Genomic DNA, 17,570 nt, shown 5'->3' with positions numbered 1-17,570 from the left:
GACCGGTCCGGGCCCGGGGTCAGGCCGCCGGCTGCCAGACGTACCGCACGTCCGGTTCCCGTTCCTCGTTGCGCGCGCCGTCCGTGCGCTCCGCCTCCACGAAGCCGTGCCGTTCGTAGAAGCGCCGAGCCGGGGCGTTGACCTGGAACGTCCACAGGGCGAGACCGGCCGCGCGGCGCTGCTTGGCCAGCTCGACGAGACGGTCGCCGATGCCCCGGCCGCGCCACGGTGGATCGACGTAGAGCTGGTCCAGCTCCTCGTCGTCCAGCGCCATCATGGCGACGACCGTGCCGTCGGCCGTCGCCACCCAGGTCTCCTGGCCGGCCACGACCACGTGCCGGATCCAGGACCTGACCTGGTCGTCGGTGTGTGCTCGGCGCACGTCCGGAAGGGCTGCCGCGTAGGAGCGCAGCCACACCTCGGCCACCGCGGCGGCGTCGGAGTCGGCGGCACGGCGGATGACGAGTTCGTTGATCTTCACTCCGCGGATCGTACGGACCCGCGCCCCTCTCCTCCCCTCTTTTTTCATTCCGAATCACGGAATATCTTTTCCACCATGAGAATGTCCCCGCCCGCGCTCCCCCGGCGCGCCGCAGCCGAGTTCATCGGCACCGCCGCCCTCGTCGCCGTCGTCGTCGGCTCCGGCATCCGCGCCGACTCCCTCAGCCAGGACATCGGCGTCCGGCTGCTCGCCAACGCCGCCGCCTCCGCCCTCGGCCTCGGCCTGCTCATCGCCCTCATCGGCCCGCTCTCCGGCGCCCACTTCAACCCCGTCGTGACGCTCTCCGAGTGGTGGGACCGGCGGCGGGAGGGCAAGGGGCGCGACGTGCTCGCCTACATCGCCGCCCAGATCGCCGGGGCCGTCACCGGCGCCGTGCTCGCCGAGGCCATGTTCGGGCGGGCGCCGGGCTCCTGGTCCACCGAGCCGCGCGCCGCGCTCCACCTGCTCCTCGGGGAGGCCGTGGCCACCGCCGGCCTCGTCCTGGTCGTGCGCGGACTGCGCCACATCGGGCGGCCCGGCCTCGCGCCCGTCGCCGTCGCCGGATACATCGGCGCGGCGATCTGGTTCACCTCCTCCGGCTCCTTCGCCAACCCGGCCGCCACCCTCGGCCGCTCGTTCTCCGACTCGTTCACCGGGATCGCGCCCGCGTCCGTGCCCGCCTTCGCCGCCGCCCAGCTGCTCGGGATGCTCCTCGGCATGGGACTCGCCGGTGTGCTCTACGGAACAGACCGGGCGGCGGGCGAACCGAACGCGTCCGAAGCGCGTCGGACGGGGTGACAGCACACCGCCCCCTCCAGGAGGTTCCCGCATGCCGGCACGGCTCACCCGGTTGATCCCCCGCACCACCCGGGCCCGCCGCCGCACCGTCCAGGCCGTGATGCTGGGAGCCGTCCTCGCGCTCGCCCCGGCGACCTGGATGCACACCGCAGCCGCCGGGAAGCTCCGTACCACCGCCGACGTGCCCGCCCGGGACGTCGCCGTCGTCTTCGGCGCCGGCCTCTGGAAGGGGCGCCCCACCCCGTACCTGGCGCACCGCCTCGACACCGCCGCCGAGCTGTACCGCACCGGGAAGGTCCGGGTCCTCCTCGTCACCGGCGACAACAGCAGGACCGCGTACGACGAACCGAGCGCCATGCGCGCGTACCTCACCGCGCGCGGCGTGCCGGACGGCCGCATCGTCAGCGACTACGCGGGCTTCGACACCTGGGACTCCTGCGTCCGCGCCCGGAGGGTCTTCGGCGTGGACCGGGCCGTCCTCGTCACTCAGGACTTCCACATCAAGCGGGCCGTCGCGCTGTGCGACCGCGCCGGGGTCGACGCGTACGGGGTCGGGGTCGCCGAGCCGCACGACCGCACCTGGTACTACGGCACCACCCGGGAGCTCTTCGCGGCGGGCAAGGCCGCCCTCGACGCCGGGCTCCGCCCCGACCCGCACTTCCTCGGCCCGAAGGAGAAGGGCGTCGCCGAGGCCCTCGCCTCACCCGGCGCGGCCCGCCCTGCGGAGGGCATGGCACCGCGCCCGTAATACGCCGCGCCGTCCCGCGTAACACGCCGGACCCATGCTGGCCGCATGTCCGACGCCGCCACCGTCCCTACCCACTGCCCCTACTGCGCCCTGCAGTGCGGCATGCGGCTCCGCCCGACCGGCACCCCGGAGCTGCCCGCCGAGGTGGTCGAGCGGACCGACTTCCCCGTCAACCGGGGCGCCCTGTGCGGCAAGGGCCGCACCGCCCCCTCCGTACTCTCCTCCCGGGTCAGGCTCACCGAGCCCCTGGTCCGAAGCCCTGACACGGGGGCCCTGGAACCCGCGTCCTGGGAGGAGGCACTCGCCGCCGTCGCCGACGGGCTGCGCCGGACCCGCGCCGACCACGGTCCCGATGCCGTGGGGGTCTTCGGCGGCGGCGGCCTCACCAACGAGAAGGCCTACACCCTGGGCAAGTTCGCCCGGCTGGTGCTCGGCACCTCGCAGATCGACTACAACGGCCGCTTCTGCATGTCCTCGGCCGCCGCCGCCCACCAGCGCGCCTTCGGCCTCGACCGGGGACTGCCCTTCCCCCTGGAGGACGTCCCCAGGACCGGCTGCGTCATCCTCGTCGGCTCCAACCTCGCCGAGACCATGCCGCCCGCCCTGCGCTACCTCACCGAGCTGAAGGTGAACGGCGGGAAGCTGATCGTCGTCGACCCCCGCCGCACCCGCACCGCCGAGCAGGCCGACCTCCACCTCGCCCCGCGCCCCGGCACCGACCTCGCGCTCGCCCTCGGCATGCTGCACCTCGTGGTCGCCGAGGGCCGGGTCGACGGGGAGTTCGTCGCGGAGCGCACCACCGGCTGGGAGGACGCCCGCGCCGGGGCCATGTCCCACTGGCCCGAGCAGGTCGAGCGGATCACCGGCGTCCCCGTGCCCCTGCTCCGCGAGGCCGTCGCCCTGTTCTGCGACGCCGACAGCGGCATGGTGCTGACCGCGCGCGGCCCCGAGCAGCAGTCCAAGGGCACCGACACCGTCGGCGCCTGGATCAACCTCTGCCTCGCCACCGGCCGGGCGGGCCGCCCGCTGAGCGGCTACGGCTGCCTCACCGGCCAGGGCAACGGCCAGGGCGGCCGCGAGCACGGCCAGAAGGCCGACCAGCTGCCCGGCTACCGCAAGCTCGACGACCCGGCCGCACGCGCGCACGTCGCCGGGGTGTGGGGCGTCGACCCCGCATCGCTCCCGGGGCCCGGCAGGAGCGCGTACGAGCTCCTCGACGCCCTCGGCGGCGACGTGCGGGCGCTGCTCCTCATGGGCTCCAACCCGGTGGTCTCCGCGCCCCGCGCCGCGCACGTGGAGGGGCGGCTGCGGTCGCTCGACTTCCTCGCCGTCGCGGACGTCGTGCTCTCCGAGACCGCCGAACTCGCCGACGTCGTCCTGCCCGTGACCCAGTGGGCCGAGGAGACCGGGACGATGACCAGTCTGGAGGGGCGGGTGCTGCTGCGCCGCCGCGCCCTCACGCCACCGGCGGGCGTGCGCAGCGACCTGGAGGTGCTGCACGCGCTCGCCGGGCTGCTCGGCTGGGAGAAGGGCTTCCCGGCCGACCCGGAGGAGGTCTTCGAGGAGCTGCGCCGCGCCTCGGCGGGCGGGCCCGCCGACTACGCGGGCATCAGCTACCGGCGGATCGAGGAGGAGCAGGGCGTCTTCTGGCCCTGCCCGGAGCCCGGGCACGCGGGGACGCCGCGCCTCTTCCTCGACCGGTTCGCGACGGCCGACGGGCGGGCCCGGTTCGTGCCCGTGGTGCACCGGGCGGCGGCCGAGGAGACGGACGCCGACTATCCGGTCGTGCTCACCACCGGCCGGGTCGTGTCCCAGTACCAGTCGGGGGCGCAGACCCGGCGGGTCGCCGAGCTGAACGCCGCCGCCCCGGGTCCGTTCGTGGAGCTGCACCCCCGGCTCGCCGAGCGGCTGGGGGTCGCCGAGGGCGAGGAGCTGGCGGTGGTCTCGCGGCGCGGACGGGCGGTCGCCCCGGCCCGGATCACGGCGTCGATCCGCCCGGACACGGTCTTCATGCCGTTCCACTGGTACGGGGAGGGGCGGGCGAACACGCTGGTGAACCCGGCGCTCGACCCGGTGTCGCGGATGCCCGAGTTCAAGGTGTGCGCGGTACGCCTGGAACGGCTCGCGGACTCCGGTCGAACCAGTCGCCGCTCTCGATGACCTCCCCCAGGGGCGCGTCCGGCGCCGCCAGGAACACCCAGGCGGAGACCCGCGCCCCGTCCCGTACCCGCTCGACGTCCATCGCCACCCGCTCGTAGCCGACGGGCAGCTCCAGGCGGTCGAGCAGGCCGAACAGGTCGCCGTAGTCGCCGGGCGAGGGCGTGAGCAGGGTGCCGACCACCCGGCCCCCGTCCGCCGGGACGACGTACGGGTAGCCGGGCCCGTCGTGCAGGACCGCGCCGTGCAGGACGGCGTCGGCCTCGGTGCCGATCCGGCCGGCGAGGAACCGGTCGTGGTTGTACGCGCCGGGGCGCAGCGTCCCGTACACGAAGAACGGCCGCTCTTCGGGGGCCGGGGTCGCGATCTCCGCGGCCGCCTCGGTCTCGCGCTCGACCCAGCGGGCGTACGCCTCGCCGGCCCGGGTCACGCGGGTGGCGAGGATCTCGGGCGTCTCGTAGTCGTGGGCGGCGAGGAGGTGGGCCTCCAGGGCCGGGTAGCGGGCCTCGGTGGTCTTGAACACCACCTCCCACTCCTCGGTGGTCTCGATCGCGCCCCGCCAGTGGTAGACGGAGGTGACGGGCCCCGAGATCTGCGCGCAGGCGACGAGCCGTGCCTCGACGGCGCCGCGCGCCAGGGCGTCGGCCTTGGCGCGGGCGTCGGTGGTGGTGCGGACGGTGACGATCACGTCTCCACCGTACGGGCGAACTGGGCGGCGTGCAGCCGGGCGTAGGCGCCGTCGGCGGCGAGGAGTTCCTCGTGGGTGCCCTGCTCGGCGATCGCGCCGCGGTCCATCACCAGGATCGTGTCGGCGTCCCGGACGGTGGAGAGCCGGTGGGCGACGACGAAGCTGGTGCGGCCGGCCCGCAGGGAGGTCATGGCCTGCTGGACGAGGCGTTCGGTGCGGGTGTCGACGGAGCTGGTGGCCTCGTCGAGGACGAGGATCACCGGGTCGGAGAGGAAGGCGCGGGCGAGGGTGACCAGCTGCTTCTCGCCGGCGCTGAGCCCGCCGCCGTCCTCGTCGAGGACGGTGTCGTACCCGTCGGGCAGGGTGCGGACGAAGCGGTCGGCGTGGGCGGCGCGGGCGGCGGCGACGATCCGCTCGCGGGAGACCTCCCCGGGGACGCCGTAGGCGATGTTGTCGGCGATGCTGCCGCCGAACAGCCAGGTGTCCTGGAGGACCATGCCGGTGGCGGAGCGCAGCTCCTCCCGGGTCATGGCGGCGGTGTCGACGCCGTCGAGGGTGATCCGTCCGCCGGTGACCTCGTGGAAGCGCATGAGCAGGTTGACCAGGGTCGTCTTGCCGGCGCCGGTGGGGCCGACGATCGCGACGGTCCGGCCGGGTTCGACGGTGAGCGACAGGTCCTCGACGAGCGGCCTGCCCTCCTCGTAGCGGAAGGCGACCCCCTCGAAGGAGACCCGGCCGCGGAGTTCGGCGGGCCTGCGCGGCGAGGCGGGTTCGGGGGACTCCTCCTCGGCGTCGAGGAGGTCGAAGACGCGCTCGGCGGAGGCCACTCCGGACTGGAGGAGGTTGGCCATCGCGGCGACCTGGGTGATCGGGCCGTTGAAGTCGTACGAGTACTGGATGAAGGCCTGCACGTCGCCGACGGACAGCGTGCCGCTCGCCACCCGCAGGCCGCCGACCACGGCGATGGCGACGTAGTTGAGGTTGCCGACGAAGGTCAGCGCGGGCTGGATGAAGCCGGAGACGAACTGGGCGCGGAAGCTCGCCCGGTGGAGCTCCTCGCCGAGCTCGTCGAAGCGGGCGACGGCCTCGGCGCGGCGGCCGAAGGCGACGACCTCGGTGTGTCCGGTGATCATCTCCTCGACGTGGCTGCCGAGGCGGCCGGTGACGGCCCACTGCTTCACGAACTGGGGCTGGGCCCGCTTGCCGACGAAGCCGGCGACGGCGACCGAGACGGGCACGGTGGCGAGGGCGACGAGGGCGAGCAGCGGCGAGATCCAGAACATCATCGCGAGGACGCCGACCAGGGTGAGCAGGGCGCGCGTCATCTGGCTGAAGGCCTGCTGGAGCGTCTGGGTGATGTTGTCGATGTCGTTGGTGGTGCGGGAGAGGACCTCGCCGCGCGGCTGCCCGTCCAGGTAGGTGAGGGGCAGTCTGCCGAGCTTGTGCTGGGCCCGGGCGCGGAGCCGGTGTCCGGCGCGCTGGACGAGGGTGGTGGCGGTCCTCAGCTGGACCCAGGTGAGGGCGGAGGAGCCGGTGACGACGGCGACGGAGAGGGCGAGCATCCGGCCGACGGCGTCGAAGTCGACGCCGTCGGGGCCGGTGGCCCCGGTGATCACGAGGTCGGTGGCGCGGCCGAGGAGGAGGGGGCCGAGGACCGAGAGGGAGACGGCGGCGGCGCCCGCGAGGAGGACGGCGAGCAGCCGGGCCCGGTCGGGGGTGAGGGTGCGCAGCAGGCGGAGGCCGGAGGAGCGGAAGGCCAGGGAGCGTTCGAGGGCGGGGGTGGTGAGGCCGGGGCCGCCGCTCCGGGCCGGGGGGCCGGTGCGCTCGGGGGTCTTCGCGGGGCTCGGGGCGCGGGTCTCGGTCGCCGTGCTCATGCGGCTTCCTCCTCGGTGAGCTGGGAGAGGACGATCTCCCGGTAGGTGGGGTTGTCCCGCATGAGGGACGTGTGGGTGCCGGTGCCGACGGTGCGGCCGTGGTCGAGGACGACGATCCGGTCGGCGTGCCGGACGGTGGAGACGCGCTGGGCGACGATGACGACGGTGGCGTCCGCGGTCTCCTCGCGCAGGGCGCCGCGCAGGAGGGCGTCGGTGCGGGGGTCGAGGGCGGAGAAGGAGTCGTCGAAGAGGTAGACGCGGGGGCGGGCGACGAGCACGCGGGCGATGGCGAGGCGCTGGCGCTGGCCGCCGGAGAGGTTGGTGCCGCCCTGGGAGACGGGGGCGTCGAGGCCGGCGTCGAGCGCGCGGACGAAGTCGGCGGCCTGGGCGACCTCCAGGGCGTGCCAGAGTTCCTCGTCGGTGGCGTCGGGCCGGCCGTAGCGGAGGTTGGTGGCCACGGTCCCGGAGAAGAGGTACGGCTTCTGGGGGACGAGTCCGACGGTCCGTGCCATCAGCTCGGGGTCGGCCGCGCGCACGTCGACGCCGTCGACGAGGACCTCGCCCTCGGTGGCGTCGAAGAGCCGGGGCACGAGCCCGAGGAGGGTGGACTTGCCGCTGCCGGTGGCGCCGATGACGGCGGTGGTCTCGCCCGGGCGGGCGACGAGTCCGACGCCGTCGAGGACGGGCCGCTCGGCGCCCGGGTAGCGGAAGCCGACGCCGGTGAGGTCGAGGCGGCCGGGGCCGTCGAGGGTCCGGACGGGGTCGGTGGGCGGGGTGACGGAGGAGCGGGTGTCGAGGACCTCGCGGACGCGCTCGGCGCCGGCTTCGGCGCGGGGCATGTGCATGAGCAGGAAGAGGACCATCATCACGGACATGGAGGTCTGGAGGAGGTAGCCGAGGAAGGCGACGAGGCCGCCCGGCTGGAGGGCTCCGGAGTCGATGCGGTGGGCGCCGACGTACACGAGGGCGACGGTCGTCAGCTGCCAGACGATCAGGACCGTGGGGAACATGAGGGCCTGGAGCCGGCCGGCCCTGAGGCCGACGGTGAGGAGCTCGTCGTTGGCGGCGCCGAACCGTTCCCGCTCGTGCCGGTCGCGGACGAACGCGCGGACGACCCGGACGCCGGTGATCTGTTCGCGCAGCACGCGGTTGGCCCGGTCGACGCGCTCCTGCATGCCGCGGAAGAGGGGTCGCATGCGCAGCACGACCGTGCCGACGGCGCCGGTCATCACGGGCACGAAGAGGAGCAGGACGAGGGCGAGCGGCACGTCCTGGCGCAGGGCCATGACGAGTCCGCCGGCGCAGAGCAGCGGGGCGGCGACGAGCATGGTGAGGACGAGGACGGTGAACGTCTGGATCTGCTGGACGTCGTTGGTGGTCCGGGTGATGAGGGAGGCGGCGCCGAAGCGGCCGCGCTCCCGGGCGGAGAAGTCCTGGACGCGGCGGAAGACCTCGGAACGCAGGTCGCGGGCGACGCCCATGGCGATCCGGGCTCCGGCGTAGGTGGCGCCGGCGGCCGCGGCGGCCTGGAGGAGGGTGACGGCGATCATCGCGGCGCCGCCGCCGAGGACGCGGCCGGTGTCGCCGCGCAGGACGCCGTGGTCGATGACGCCGGCGTTGAGGGTGGGCAGGGCGAGGGAGGCGAGGGTCTGGAGGAGCTGGAGGGCGACGAGGAGGGCGAGGAGGGACCGGTAGGGCCGGAGGCGGGGTGCGAGCAGTCGGAGGAGCATGCCGAGGATCGTGGTACCTCAAGTTTGGTTGAGGTCAAGTCTCCTTCCGGGCCCGTACGGTGAGGGCATGACGACTCCTCCCGCGCACATCGAGGTCGACGGAACCCCGGCGGCCGATCCGCAGCTCCTCGCCACCCTCATGAGCGGCTTCGGCCACTTCACGGCGATGCAGGTACGGAACGGGCGGGCGAAGGGACTCACCCTCCACCTCGACCGCCTCGACCGCTCGACCCGCGAGCTCTTCGGCCGGGAGCTGGACGGCGAGCGGGTGCGCGCGCTCGTCACCGGAGCCCTCACGAACGCCGGCCGGCGGGACGCCTCGGTCCGGGTGTACGTGTACCCGGGCGTCCGCACGGTCGTGACCGTCGCCGACCCGGCCCCCGACCGCCCCGGCGCCCCGCAGCGCCTGACGACCGTCGACTACTGGCGGCCCGCGCCGCACATCAAGCACCTGGGCGGCTTCGGCCAGGCCTACCACGGCGAGGCGGCGCGCCGGGCCGGGTTCGACGACGCCCTGCTGACCTCCCCCTACGGCGAGATCGCCGAGGGCGCGGTCACCAACATCGCCTTCTGGGACGGCACTTCGGTGGTCTGGCCGTCCGCCCCCTGCCTCACCGGCATCACCATGTCCCTCCTGGAGCCGCGCCTGGAGTCGGTGCGGCGCCCGGTCACCCTGGCCGACCTGCCGGGCTACCGCGCCGCGTTCGTGACCAACTCCCGGACCATCGCCCCCGTGACCGCGATCGACGAGGTGGAGTTCGAGGTGGACGAGGAACTGATGGGCCGGGTGTTCGCGGCGTACGAGGCGGTCGAGGGCGACGAGATCCGCCCGTAGCGGCGCCGGGGCACCCGGACACCCGTTCGGCGCGGGTGCTCACCCGTTCGGCACGGGCCGTCAGCTGACGCGACGTGAACCGCTCTGACCTGCGAAGACGCAGGAAATCCAGGCGACGCACCGTAGCGGACGGGTGAATCCTGATGCCCCATCAGCAGGCGGGGGGCGCGACGCGGCTCTTATCTCGGTCATAGAAGGTCCGGCTCCGGGACGTCCCTCCCGGGAGGACCAGCCGGCATGACCGCTCGCGCGCCCCGGAGGACCCCATGCGCACCACTGCCCGCCTCTTCACCGGTACCGCGCTGGCGGTCCTCGCGATCGGGGCGTTCACCGCCCCCGCCGCCCTCGCGACGGGCGACGGCAACGAGTGGACCAACGAGAGCCACGAGTCGGGCGGCGGCCGCGAGTCGCTCGAGATCTTCCCGTCGTCCGCGTCCCCGGGCGAGACCGTCACCGTGAACACGACCGCCTGCGGCAAGCACGGGCACGGTGTCGGGGACGCGAACTCGCTCGGCGCGGGCGAGTTCCCGCTGAGCCCGAGCACGCACAAGGAGGTCGTGGTCGGACAGTTCAGGGTGCCGGAGCACGCCAAGGCCGGCTCCTACTGGATCAGCGTGGCCTGCGACAACGGCAAGACGGCCCGGGGCGACCTCACGGTCAAGCACCGGACTCCGAGCGGCCACGTCCAGACCGGTGTCGGGGGCTCCGTAGGCCCCGACACCGCCCAGGTCACGGCAGGCGCGGCGGTGCTGGCCGCGGCTGCCGTCGGCGGGGTCCTGCTCCTGCGGCGCCGGGCGAGCGGCGCGCGGGGCCACTGAGACCACCGCCTGTCCTGCCCCCGCCGCGCGCCCGAACACGGCCCGGCGGGGGCAGGGCCACTTCCACGCACCGACCGAGCGACCGAGGGGACCCGGGTGAGCAACAGGAGCAAGGGCTGGGGCATAGCCGCGGCCGCCTGCGTCGGACTCTGGCTGGTCCAGAACGGCTCGCAGGACGTCACCCCGCCCGTGCCGTCGGCCGCGCAGGCCTTCGCCGCCGGGCCGAGCGTGCACACCGACGCCGCCGCCGACCCGCTGCCGCCCTCCCCGCCGGTCCGGCTGCGGATCCCCGAGACCGACGTGGACACCCCGATGATGCGGCTGGGCCTCGCGGAGAACGGCGCGCTCGACGTGCCGCCGGCCTCGGACCGGAACATGGCCGGCTGGTACGGGGAGGGCACCACGCCCGGCGCGAAGGGCACCGCGATCATCGCGGGGCACGTCGACAACGCCGACGGGCCGGCCGTCTTCTACACCCTCGGCGCGCTCAGGAAGGGGCACCGGATCGAGGTGGACCGGGCGGACGGGCGGACCGCCGTCTTCACGGTCGACGCGATCGAGGTGTACGCGAACAAGGACTTCCCGAGCCGGAAGGTGTACGCCGAGGCCGGCCGGGCCGAGATCCGGGTGATCACCTGCGGCGGGGGCTTCTCGAAGAAGAACGGCTACCAGGGCAACGTGGTCGCCTTCGGCCACCTCATCGGAGTCCGCTGAGGGTCACGACCACTGGTCGAAGGCCAGCTTCGCGACCAGCGACAGCACGACCACGAGCAGCACCCCGCGGACGAACTCCGCCCCCTTGCTCAGCGCCATCCGGGCCCCGACCGTCCCGCCGACCAGGTTGAAGACGGCCATGACGGCCGCGAGCTGCCAGTACACGCTGCCCTGGTAGGCGAACATGGCGAGCGCGCCCGCGTTGGTGCAGACGTTGACGATCTTCGCGGTGGCGGAGGCCGTCACCAGGTCCAGGTGGAGCACGGCGGTCAGGGCGAGGACCAGGAAGGTGCCGGTGCCCGGCCCGAACAGGCCGTCGTAGAAGCCGATGCCGCCGCCCACGACGACGATCGCGGTCACGATCCGCGCCCGGGTCAGCGGTGCCCGCTCCTCCCCCGCGGCCTTCGCGCCGAAGGAGGGCCGCAGCATCACGAAGGCCGCGACCGCGAGCAGCACCACCATGATCACCGGGCGCAGCACGTCACTGCTGATCCCCGCCGCGAAGAAGGCACCGCCCATGGAACCGGCGAGGGCCGCGAGCCCGATCCGCACCGCCGTCCCCACCTGGACGGGCGCCTTGCGGACGTAGGTGAGGGCGGCCCCGGTGGTGCCCACGATGGAGACGGCCTTGTTCGTCCCGAGGATGTGCGCGGCCGGCACGTGCGGCAGTCCGAGCAGCAGCGCGGGCAGCTGGAGCAGGCCACCACCGCCCACCACGGCGTCGATCCAGCCCGCCACGAGCGAGGCGAGGCAGAGCAGGACGAGGGTGGTCAGCGAGATGTCGGGCATGGCCGTGAGCCTAGGGAGGTGATCGTTGCCCCGTCCATCAATCGACGGATCGTTGAGCCAGTTCTGAGCTTGCGGAGCCCGGTTCCCGGTCGGGGGCCGGCGGGGCCGCCGGGGTGACGGCGGCGGTGAGCAGGGTCGCGGCGAGCGCCCCCGTGCCGAGGAGCGCGGCCGCGAGCCGCCGGCGGGCGAGTTCGGTGGCGCGCGGGGCCCTGTGTCTAGGCATGGTCGAAGTCCTCGCTGTGGATGCGGGAGGCCGGGACCCCGGCCCTGAGCAGGGAGGCGGTCGCGGCGCGGGACATCGCGGGCGGTCCGCACAGGTACACGTCGTGGGCGGCGAGCTCGGGCACGAGGGTCCGCAGGGCGCGGGGGGCGAGCGGGTCGAAGGCGCCGTCCGACGGGCCCAGCAGGAAGTGCAGGGCGGCCTGCCGCTCGCGGGCGATGGTCTCCAGCTCGGCGCGCAGGACCAGACCGGCCTCGTTCGAGGCCCGGTAGAGGAGGGTCACGTCGCCGGGCCCGCCGGGCAGGGTCTCGAAGAGGGCGCGCAGCGGCGTGATGCCGACCCCGCCGGCCAGCAGCAGGACCTTGCGGCGGGTGCGGCGGTGGGCGGTGAGCGCCCCGAAGGGGCCGGAGGCGAGGACCCGGGTGCCGGGGCGGAGCCGGCGGATGCGGCGGGTGTGGTCGCCGAGCGCCTTCACGGTGATCCGCAGGGTGTCGTCGCGGACCGGCGCGGACAGGGAGAACGGCAGGGCGGTCGCCCACAGCCCGCGCCGGAGGAAGCGCCAGCGGAAGAACTGGCCCGGTTCGGCGCGGAGGTGGGCCACTCCCCTGCCCCGGACGAGGACGGAGACGACCCCGGGGCCCTCGTCGCGGACCTCGGCGACCCGCAGGTCGTGGCGGAGGGCGGCGCGGACCGGGACGACGATCCGGTACCAGACGAGGAGCACGGCGACGGTGCCGTGGGCCATCGACCAGAGCCAGCGGGTGACGAGGCCGCCGGCGAGGTCGGGGCCCGCGAGCTGGTGGACGAAGCCGAGTGCGGCGGCGAGGAGGGCGCCGAGGTGGACCGCCCGCCAGGTCTCGTGCCGGATCCGGCGGCGGACGGCCCGGGCGGAGGTGACGCCGACGGCGACGAGGAGGCCGGTGCCGGCGGTGGCGGCGGCGATCGCCCCGTACGCGAGGAGGCCCCCGGTGGCGGTGACGAGGTCGGTACGGGTGTGCACCGCGTAGCCGCAGAGGGCGAGCAGCGCGTGCGCGCCGATCAGCCCGAGGGCGTACCGGCCGCCGAGGGCGTGCCAGCGGGCGAGCCGGTCGGCGCCGACGCCGTGCTCGACGGCCGGGACGCGGGCCATGAGCAGCAGCAGGACGAGGACGCCGTAGCCGCCGAGGAGGCCGGTGAGGTGGGCGCCGGTCGCGAAGAACGCGTCGAGGCGGGCGGAGGGCCGGGCCTGGACGCCCCACAGCAGTGCCACGGCCCCGGCGCCGCCGGCGATCGCGTTCCGCAGCCGCTCGGGGGCGAGCCGCAGGGCGGGCGCGGGCGGGAGCCCGGCCTCCGGATGCTCGGACAGCGGCACGGGGAGAGGGGTGTAGAGGGGGTGGTGGTGGCTGGCCTCGGTGGTCACGTCCCGACCCTAGGGCGGCCCGTATACGGGAACGGCGCGCTTAAGGCGGGCTTGAGGCGAGACTGACCGGGCGTTAATGCGGCGGGCCTCACAGCGGTCCCCGGGCCGGACGGAGATCAGCGTTCCGTACGGGAAACAGTCGGGATGCCGACGGGTAACACCCGCCCCGCACCCTTCCGGTATGAGTACACGGATCGTGGTGGTCGGGGGCGGGACGGCGGGCGCCCGGCTCGCCCAGCGCCTGCCCGTCACCCTCCTCGGCGAGGAGCCGCACGCCCCCTACAACAGGGTGCTGCTCGCCGACGTCCTCGCCGGACGGTACGCCCCCGAGGTGATCGCGCTGCCCGGGACCCGGGAGCCGGTGCGGCTCGGGACCCGGGCGGTGCGGATCGACCGGGCCGCGCGGACCGTCGCGTGCGCGGACGGCTCGGTCGTCGGCTACGACCGGCTGGTCCTGGCCACCGGCTCCAACCCGGTGCTCCCGCCGCTGCGCGGGCTGCGCGGGGCGGCGCTCCCGTCCGGGGTCCACCCCTTCCGCACCCTCGACGACTGCCTGTCGCTGCGCGCCCTCGTACGGCCCGGAGTGCGGGCCGTGGTCATCGGCGGCGGGCTCCTCGGCGTCTCGGCCGCGCGGGCCCTCGCCGAGCGGGGCGCGGACGTGGTCCTCACCCAGCAGGGCGAGCGCCTGATGGAACGGCAGCTCGACGAGCAGGCCTCGGCGCTGCTCCGGGAGCACGTCGAGGCCCTCGGCGTGGAGGTGCACACCGAGTGCCGGGTGAGCGGGCTGCGGCAGCGGGACGGGGCGGTGACGGCGGTCGAACTCGCCGACGGCTTCGTCCTCGACGCGACGGTCGTGGTCCTGGCGTGCGGGGTCCGCCCCCGGGTGGCCCTGGCCCGTGAGGCGGGCCTGACCGTCGCACGGGGCGTGGTCGTCGACGACGAGCTGCGCACCTCGGACCCGTACATCCACGCGATCGGCGACTGCGCGGAGCACGCGGGCCGCGTGTACGGCCTGGCGGGCCCGGCGCTGGACCAGGCGGACGTCCTGGCGGCGGTCCTGGCGGACCTGCCGCCGTCGGTCGCGCGCACCCGTCCCGCCCTCGGGGAACGCACGCCCGCGACGGCCCGCTACGAGGGGACCCGCGCGCTCACCCGGCTCACCCTCACCGGCCCCCGCCCCCTCGACCTCGCCTCGTTCGGTCAGGTCACCCCCGATCCCGGCGACGACGTCGTCCAGCTCACCGATGCCACGCGCAGCGCCTACCGCAAGGTCGTCGTCCGCGGGGACCGGCTCGTCGGGGGCGTCCTCCTCGGCGACCTGGCCGCGGTCGGCACGCTCGCCCGGGCCTGGGAGGGCGATGAGGCCCTGCCCGACGAGGCCCCCCTGCTGCACCTGCTCACCCACGACGGAGGCTCCTCATGACCACCCCCACCCTCGTCCTGGTCGGCCACGGAATGGTCGGCCAGCGGTTCCTGGAGGCGCTCGCCGACCGTGGCGTCACCGAGCGGGCCAGGATCGTGGTCCTCTGCGAGGAGCCGCGTCCGGCGTACGACCGCGTGCAGCTGACCTCGTACTTCTCCGGCAAGACCCCGGACGACCTGTCGATGGTCGAGGCCGGCTTCATGGAGCGGCACGGCATCGAGCTGTACGTGGGCGATCCCGCGGAGAGCGTCGACCGGGCGGCCCGGACGGTGACCGCCCGCTCGGGGCGGGTGATCGCGTACGACACGCTCGTCCTGGCCACCGGTTCGTACCCCTTCGTGCCGCCCGTCCCCGGCAAGGACGCCACGGGCTGTTTCGTGTACCGCACGATCGAGGACCTCCTGGCGATCGAGGAGTACGCGAAGACGGCGAGGACCGGCGCGGTCGTCGGCGGCGGGCTGCTCGGTCTGGAGGCGGCGGGCGCGCTCAAGGGCCTCGGGCTCGACACGCACGTCGTGGAGTTCGCGCCGCGCCTGATGCCGGTGCAGGTCGACGAGGGCGGCGGCGCGGCCCTGCTCCGCACGATCGAGCGGATGGGGCTGACCGTCCACACCGGGACCGGCACCCAGGAGGTGGTGACCGAGGACGGCCGGGTCACCGGCATGCGGCTCTCGGACGGTTCCGAACTGGCCGCGGACATGGTCGTGTTCTCGGCGGGGGTACGTCCCCGGGATCAGCTGGCCCGTGACTGCGGCCTGGCCGTGGGCGAGCGCGGCGGGATCGCCGTGGACGAGCTCTGCCGGACCTCGGACCCGGCGGTCTTCGCGATCGGCGAGTGCGCGCTGGCGGCCGACGGCCGGGTGTACGGCCTGGTGGCGCCGGGCTACGAGATGGCGCAGACGGCGGCGGCGACGATCGCGGACGGGGCGGCCGGGGACGGCTTCACCGGCGCCGACATGTCGACGAAGCTGAAGCTGCTCGGTGTGGACGTGGCCTCGTTCGGCGACGCGCACGGGACGGCCGAGGGCTGCCTGGACGTCGTGTACTCCGACTCCCGCTCGGGCGTGTACAAGAAGTTGGTGGTCTCCGGTGACGGGGTGTTGCTCGGCGGCGTCCTGGTCGGCGACGCCGAGCAGTACGGGCTGCTGCGCCCGCTGACGGGTTCCGTGCCGCCGGTCTCCCCCGAGCAGCTGGTGCTGCCGGCGGGCGCGGGTGCCCCGGTGGCGCTGGGCCCGTCCGCGCTGCCGGACGACGCGGTGATCTGCTCCTGCCACAACGTGACGAAGCACGCGATCGGCCAGTGCGCGTCGCTGGCCGAGGTGAAGAAGTGCACCAAGGCCGGTACGGGCTGCGGCAGTTGCGTGAAGGTGATCGAGAAGCTGCTGCCGGCCCCGGCCGACAAGGGGCTCTGCGGCTGCTTCTCGTACACCCGGAGCGAGCTGTACGAGATCGCCCGCACCCTGCGGCTGGCCTCGTTCGCGGCCCTGCTCGACTCGCACGGCCGCGAGGAGGCCCGGGGCGGCGAGGGGTGCGAGGTGTGCAAGCCGACCGTCGGGTCCATCCTCGCGAGCCTCAACAACGGCTACATCCTCGACGGCGAGCAGGCCTCCCTCCAGGACACCAACGACCACTTCCTCGCCAACATGCAGCGCAACGGCTCCTACTCGGTGGTGCCGCGCATCCCCGGCGGTGAGATCACCCCGGACAAGCTGATCGTGATCGGCGAGGTGGCCCGGGACTTCGGGCTGTACACGAAGATCACCGGCGGCCAGCGGATCGACCTCTTCGGCGCCCGGGTGGACCAGCTGCCCTCGATCTGGACGCGGCTCGTCGACGCGGGTTTCGAGTCGGGACACGCGTACGGCAAGGCGCTGCGCACGGTGAAGTCCTGCGTCGGGCAGACCTGGTGCCGCTACGGCGTCCAGGACTCGGTGCGGATGGCGATCCGCCTGGAGCTGCGCTACCGGGGCCTGCGCGCCCCGCACAAGCTGAAGTCGGCGGTCTCGGGCTGCGCCCGCGAGTGCGCGGAGGCGCAGTCGAAGGACTTCGGGATCATCGCGACGGCGAACGGCTGGAACCTGTACGTCGGCGGGAACGGCGGCGCGACCCCGCGCCACGCGGACCTCCTGGCGCAGGACCTCTCGGACGCCGAACTGGTGCGGCTCATCGACCGGTTCCTGATGTTCTACATCCGGACGGCGGACCGCCTGGAGCGGACGTCGACCTGGCTGGAGCGCCTGGAGGGCGGGCTCGACCACCTCAAGGACGTGGTGGTGCACGACTCGCTGGGGCTCTGCGACGAGCTGGAGGCGCTGATGGCCGCGCACGTGGCCGGTTACCGGGACGAGTGGGCCCAGACGCTGGACGACCCGGAGCGGCTGCGGCGCTTCGTCTCCTTCGTGAACGCGCCGGGAGCGCCGGACCCCTCGGTCCGGTTCGTGCCGGAGCGTGACCAGATCAAGCCGGACCTGACGATCCTGACGATCGGAAACCTGGAAGGGGCCACCTCCCGATGACGACGACGCTCGAACCGATGGAGACGCTCGAACCGGCGGGGACGCTCGAACTGTCCCTGTCCCCCGATTCCTGGATGGCGGTCTGCGAGGAGGCCCGGCTGACCCCGGGCCGGGGCGTGGCGGCGCTGCTGCCGGACGGCCGGCAGGCGGCGGTCTTCCGGGACCGGTCGGGCCGGACGTACGCGATCGACAACCGCGATCCGTTCACGGGGGCGCAGGTCCTGTCCCGGGGGCTCGTCGGCTCGGCGGACGGGCGGCCGTTCGTGGCCTCGCCGCTCCTGAAGCAGCGGTTCGACCTGGAGACGGGCAGGTGCCTGGACGACGAGGAGGTCGCGGTGGCGGTGTATCCGGTCCGCAGCAGATAACTTGACCGATCGTTC

The 17,570-nt window shown here is 74.2% G+C and carries 16 protein-coding genes; 9 read left to right on the top strand and 7 right to left on the bottom strand.

The features are described from left to right. Positions 1-19: 19 nt before the first annotated feature. A complete protein-coding gene (locus tag ABTY59_RS06170) occupies positions 20-490 on the bottom strand; it encodes a GNAT family N-acetyltransferase (RefSeq protein ID WP_403534081.1) in 471 nt (156 codons plus the stop codon). A gap of 66 nt (positions 491-556) precedes the next feature. Here ABTY59_RS06170 and ABTY59_RS06165 point away from each other — a divergent pair, with 66 nt between their 5' ends. Genes ABTY59_RS06165 through ABTY59_RS06155 form a run of 3 tightly spaced genes read left to right on the top strand, consistent with a single transcriptional unit; the run spans position 557 to position 4,187 of the window. Beyond that, the gene (locus ABTY59_RS06165) at positions 557-1,279 is read left to right on the top strand and encodes an aquaporin (protein ID WP_352017704.1); all 723 of its coding nucleotides are present in this window, start codon (positions 557-559) and stop codon (positions 1,277-1,279) included. Positions 1,280-1,310: 31 nt separating this feature from the next. Continuing rightward, complete coding sequence (locus ABTY59_RS06160; RefSeq protein WP_352017703.1) at positions 1,311-2,027, top strand: SanA/YdcF family protein; 717 nt, start codon at positions 1,311-1,313, stop codon at positions 2,025-2,027. Between the two features lie 45 nt (positions 2,028-2,072). After that, on the top strand, positions 2,073-4,187 hold the full coding sequence (locus tag ABTY59_RS06155; protein ID WP_352017702.1) for a molybdopterin oxidoreductase family protein: 2,115 nt from the start codon (positions 2,073-2,075) through the stop codon (positions 4,185-4,187). On the opposite strand, the gene cutA is transcribed toward ABTY59_RS06155, so the two are convergent. The 3 genes from cutA to ABTY59_RS06140 are packed head-to-tail and all read right to left on the bottom strand — an operon-like array spanning position 4,120 to position 8,476. Then, positions 4,120-4,872 (bottom strand): divalent cation tolerance protein CutA, encoded by a 753-nt coding sequence (gene cutA, locus ABTY59_RS06150; RefSeq protein WP_352017701.1) that lies wholly within the window; start codon positions 4,870-4,872, stop codon positions 4,120-4,122. The two genes, ABTY59_RS06155 and cutA, sit on opposite strands and share 68 nt — an antisense overlap. Next, positions 4,869-6,746 carry an ABC transporter ATP-binding protein gene (locus tag ABTY59_RS06145; RefSeq protein WP_352017700.1) on the bottom strand — a complete coding sequence of 626 codons (1,878 nt, stop codon included), beginning with the start codon at positions 6,744-6,746 and terminating at the stop codon, positions 4,869-4,871. Before ABTY59_RS06145 ends, cutA begins: the two co-directional genes overlap by 4 nt. Next, positions 6,743-8,476: an ABC transporter ATP-binding protein gene (locus ABTY59_RS06140; RefSeq protein WP_352017699.1), complete on the bottom strand. Its 1,734-nt coding sequence runs from the start codon at positions 8,474-8,476 to the stop codon at positions 6,743-6,745. Before ABTY59_RS06140 ends, ABTY59_RS06145 begins: the two co-directional genes overlap by 4 nt. A gap of 67 nt (positions 8,477-8,543) precedes the next feature. Between ABTY59_RS06140 and ABTY59_RS06135 the strand changes: the two genes are divergently transcribed. The 3 genes from ABTY59_RS06135 (at position 8,544) to ABTY59_RS06125 (ending at position 10,843) form a co-directional block, all read left to right on the top strand. Then, positions 8,544-9,311 carry an aminotransferase class IV gene (locus ABTY59_RS06135; protein ID WP_352017698.1) on the top strand — a complete coding sequence of 256 codons (768 nt, stop codon included), beginning with the start codon at positions 8,544-8,546 and terminating at the stop codon, positions 9,309-9,311. A 266-nt stretch (positions 9,312-9,577) separates the two neighbouring features. Beyond that, entirely contained in the window at positions 9,578-10,129 is a 552-nt protein-coding gene (locus tag ABTY59_RS06130; protein WP_352017697.1) for a GVDTG sorting domain-containing protein, read from the top strand. A gap of 96 nt (positions 10,130-10,225) precedes the next feature. Next, the gene (locus ABTY59_RS06125; RefSeq protein ID WP_352017696.1) at positions 10,226-10,843 is read left to right on the top strand and encodes a class F sortase; all 618 of its coding nucleotides are present in this window, start codon (positions 10,226-10,228) and stop codon (positions 10,841-10,843) included. A 3-nt stretch (positions 10,844-10,846) separates the two neighbouring features. Here the strand turns inward: ABTY59_RS06125 and ABTY59_RS06120 are convergent, their stop codons facing one another. The 3 genes from ABTY59_RS06120 to ABTY59_RS06110 are packed head-to-tail and all read right to left on the bottom strand — an operon-like array spanning position 10,847 to position 13,251. Beyond that, positions 10,847-11,632, bottom strand: a complete 786-nt coding sequence (locus ABTY59_RS06120; protein WP_352017695.1) for a TSUP family transporter — start codon at positions 11,630-11,632, stop codon at positions 10,847-10,849. A 37-nt stretch (positions 11,633-11,669) separates the two neighbouring features. Further along, positions 11,670-11,855: a hypothetical protein gene (locus tag ABTY59_RS06115; protein ID WP_352017694.1), complete on the bottom strand. Its 186-nt coding sequence runs from the start codon at positions 11,853-11,855 to the stop codon at positions 11,670-11,672. Continuing rightward, entirely contained in the window at positions 11,848-13,251 is a 1,404-nt protein-coding gene (locus ABTY59_RS06110; RefSeq protein ID WP_352017693.1) for a ferredoxin reductase family protein, read from the bottom strand. Before ABTY59_RS06110 ends, ABTY59_RS06115 begins: the two co-directional genes overlap by 8 nt. A gap of 181 nt (positions 13,252-13,432) precedes the next feature. On the opposite strand from ABTY59_RS06110, the gene ABTY59_RS06105 reads away from it, so the two are divergent. From ABTY59_RS06105 to nirD, 3 genes are read left to right on the top strand one after another with little or no spacing between them, the layout of a single operon-like run. Continuing rightward, positions 13,433-14,674 carry an NAD(P)/FAD-dependent oxidoreductase gene (locus tag ABTY59_RS06105; protein ID WP_352017692.1) on the top strand — a complete coding sequence of 414 codons (1,242 nt, stop codon included), beginning with the start codon at positions 13,433-13,435 and terminating at the stop codon, positions 14,672-14,674. Next, positions 14,671-17,190, top strand: coding sequence for a nitrite reductase large subunit NirB (gene nirB / locus ABTY59_RS06100; RefSeq protein ID WP_352017691.1), 2,520 nt, complete (start codon positions 14,671-14,673; stop codon positions 17,188-17,190). Before ABTY59_RS06105 ends, nirB begins: the two co-directional genes overlap by 4 nt. Beyond that, positions 17,187-17,555, top strand: coding sequence for a nitrite reductase small subunit NirD (nirD, locus tag ABTY59_RS06095; RefSeq protein ID WP_352017690.1), 369 nt, complete (start codon positions 17,187-17,189; stop codon positions 17,553-17,555). Before nirB ends, nirD begins: the two co-directional genes overlap by 4 nt. Positions 17,556-17,570: the final 15 nt, after the last annotated feature.

Origin of the sequence: Streptomyces sp. NPDC096079, from assembly GCF_040303145.1 — a bacterium.
Taxonomy (GTDB): Bacteria; Actinomycetota; Actinomycetes; order Streptomycetales; family Streptomycetaceae; genus Streptomyces.
Note: the sequence above shows the minus strand (reverse complement) of the source record. Positions and strands in the feature narration are given on the sequence as shown.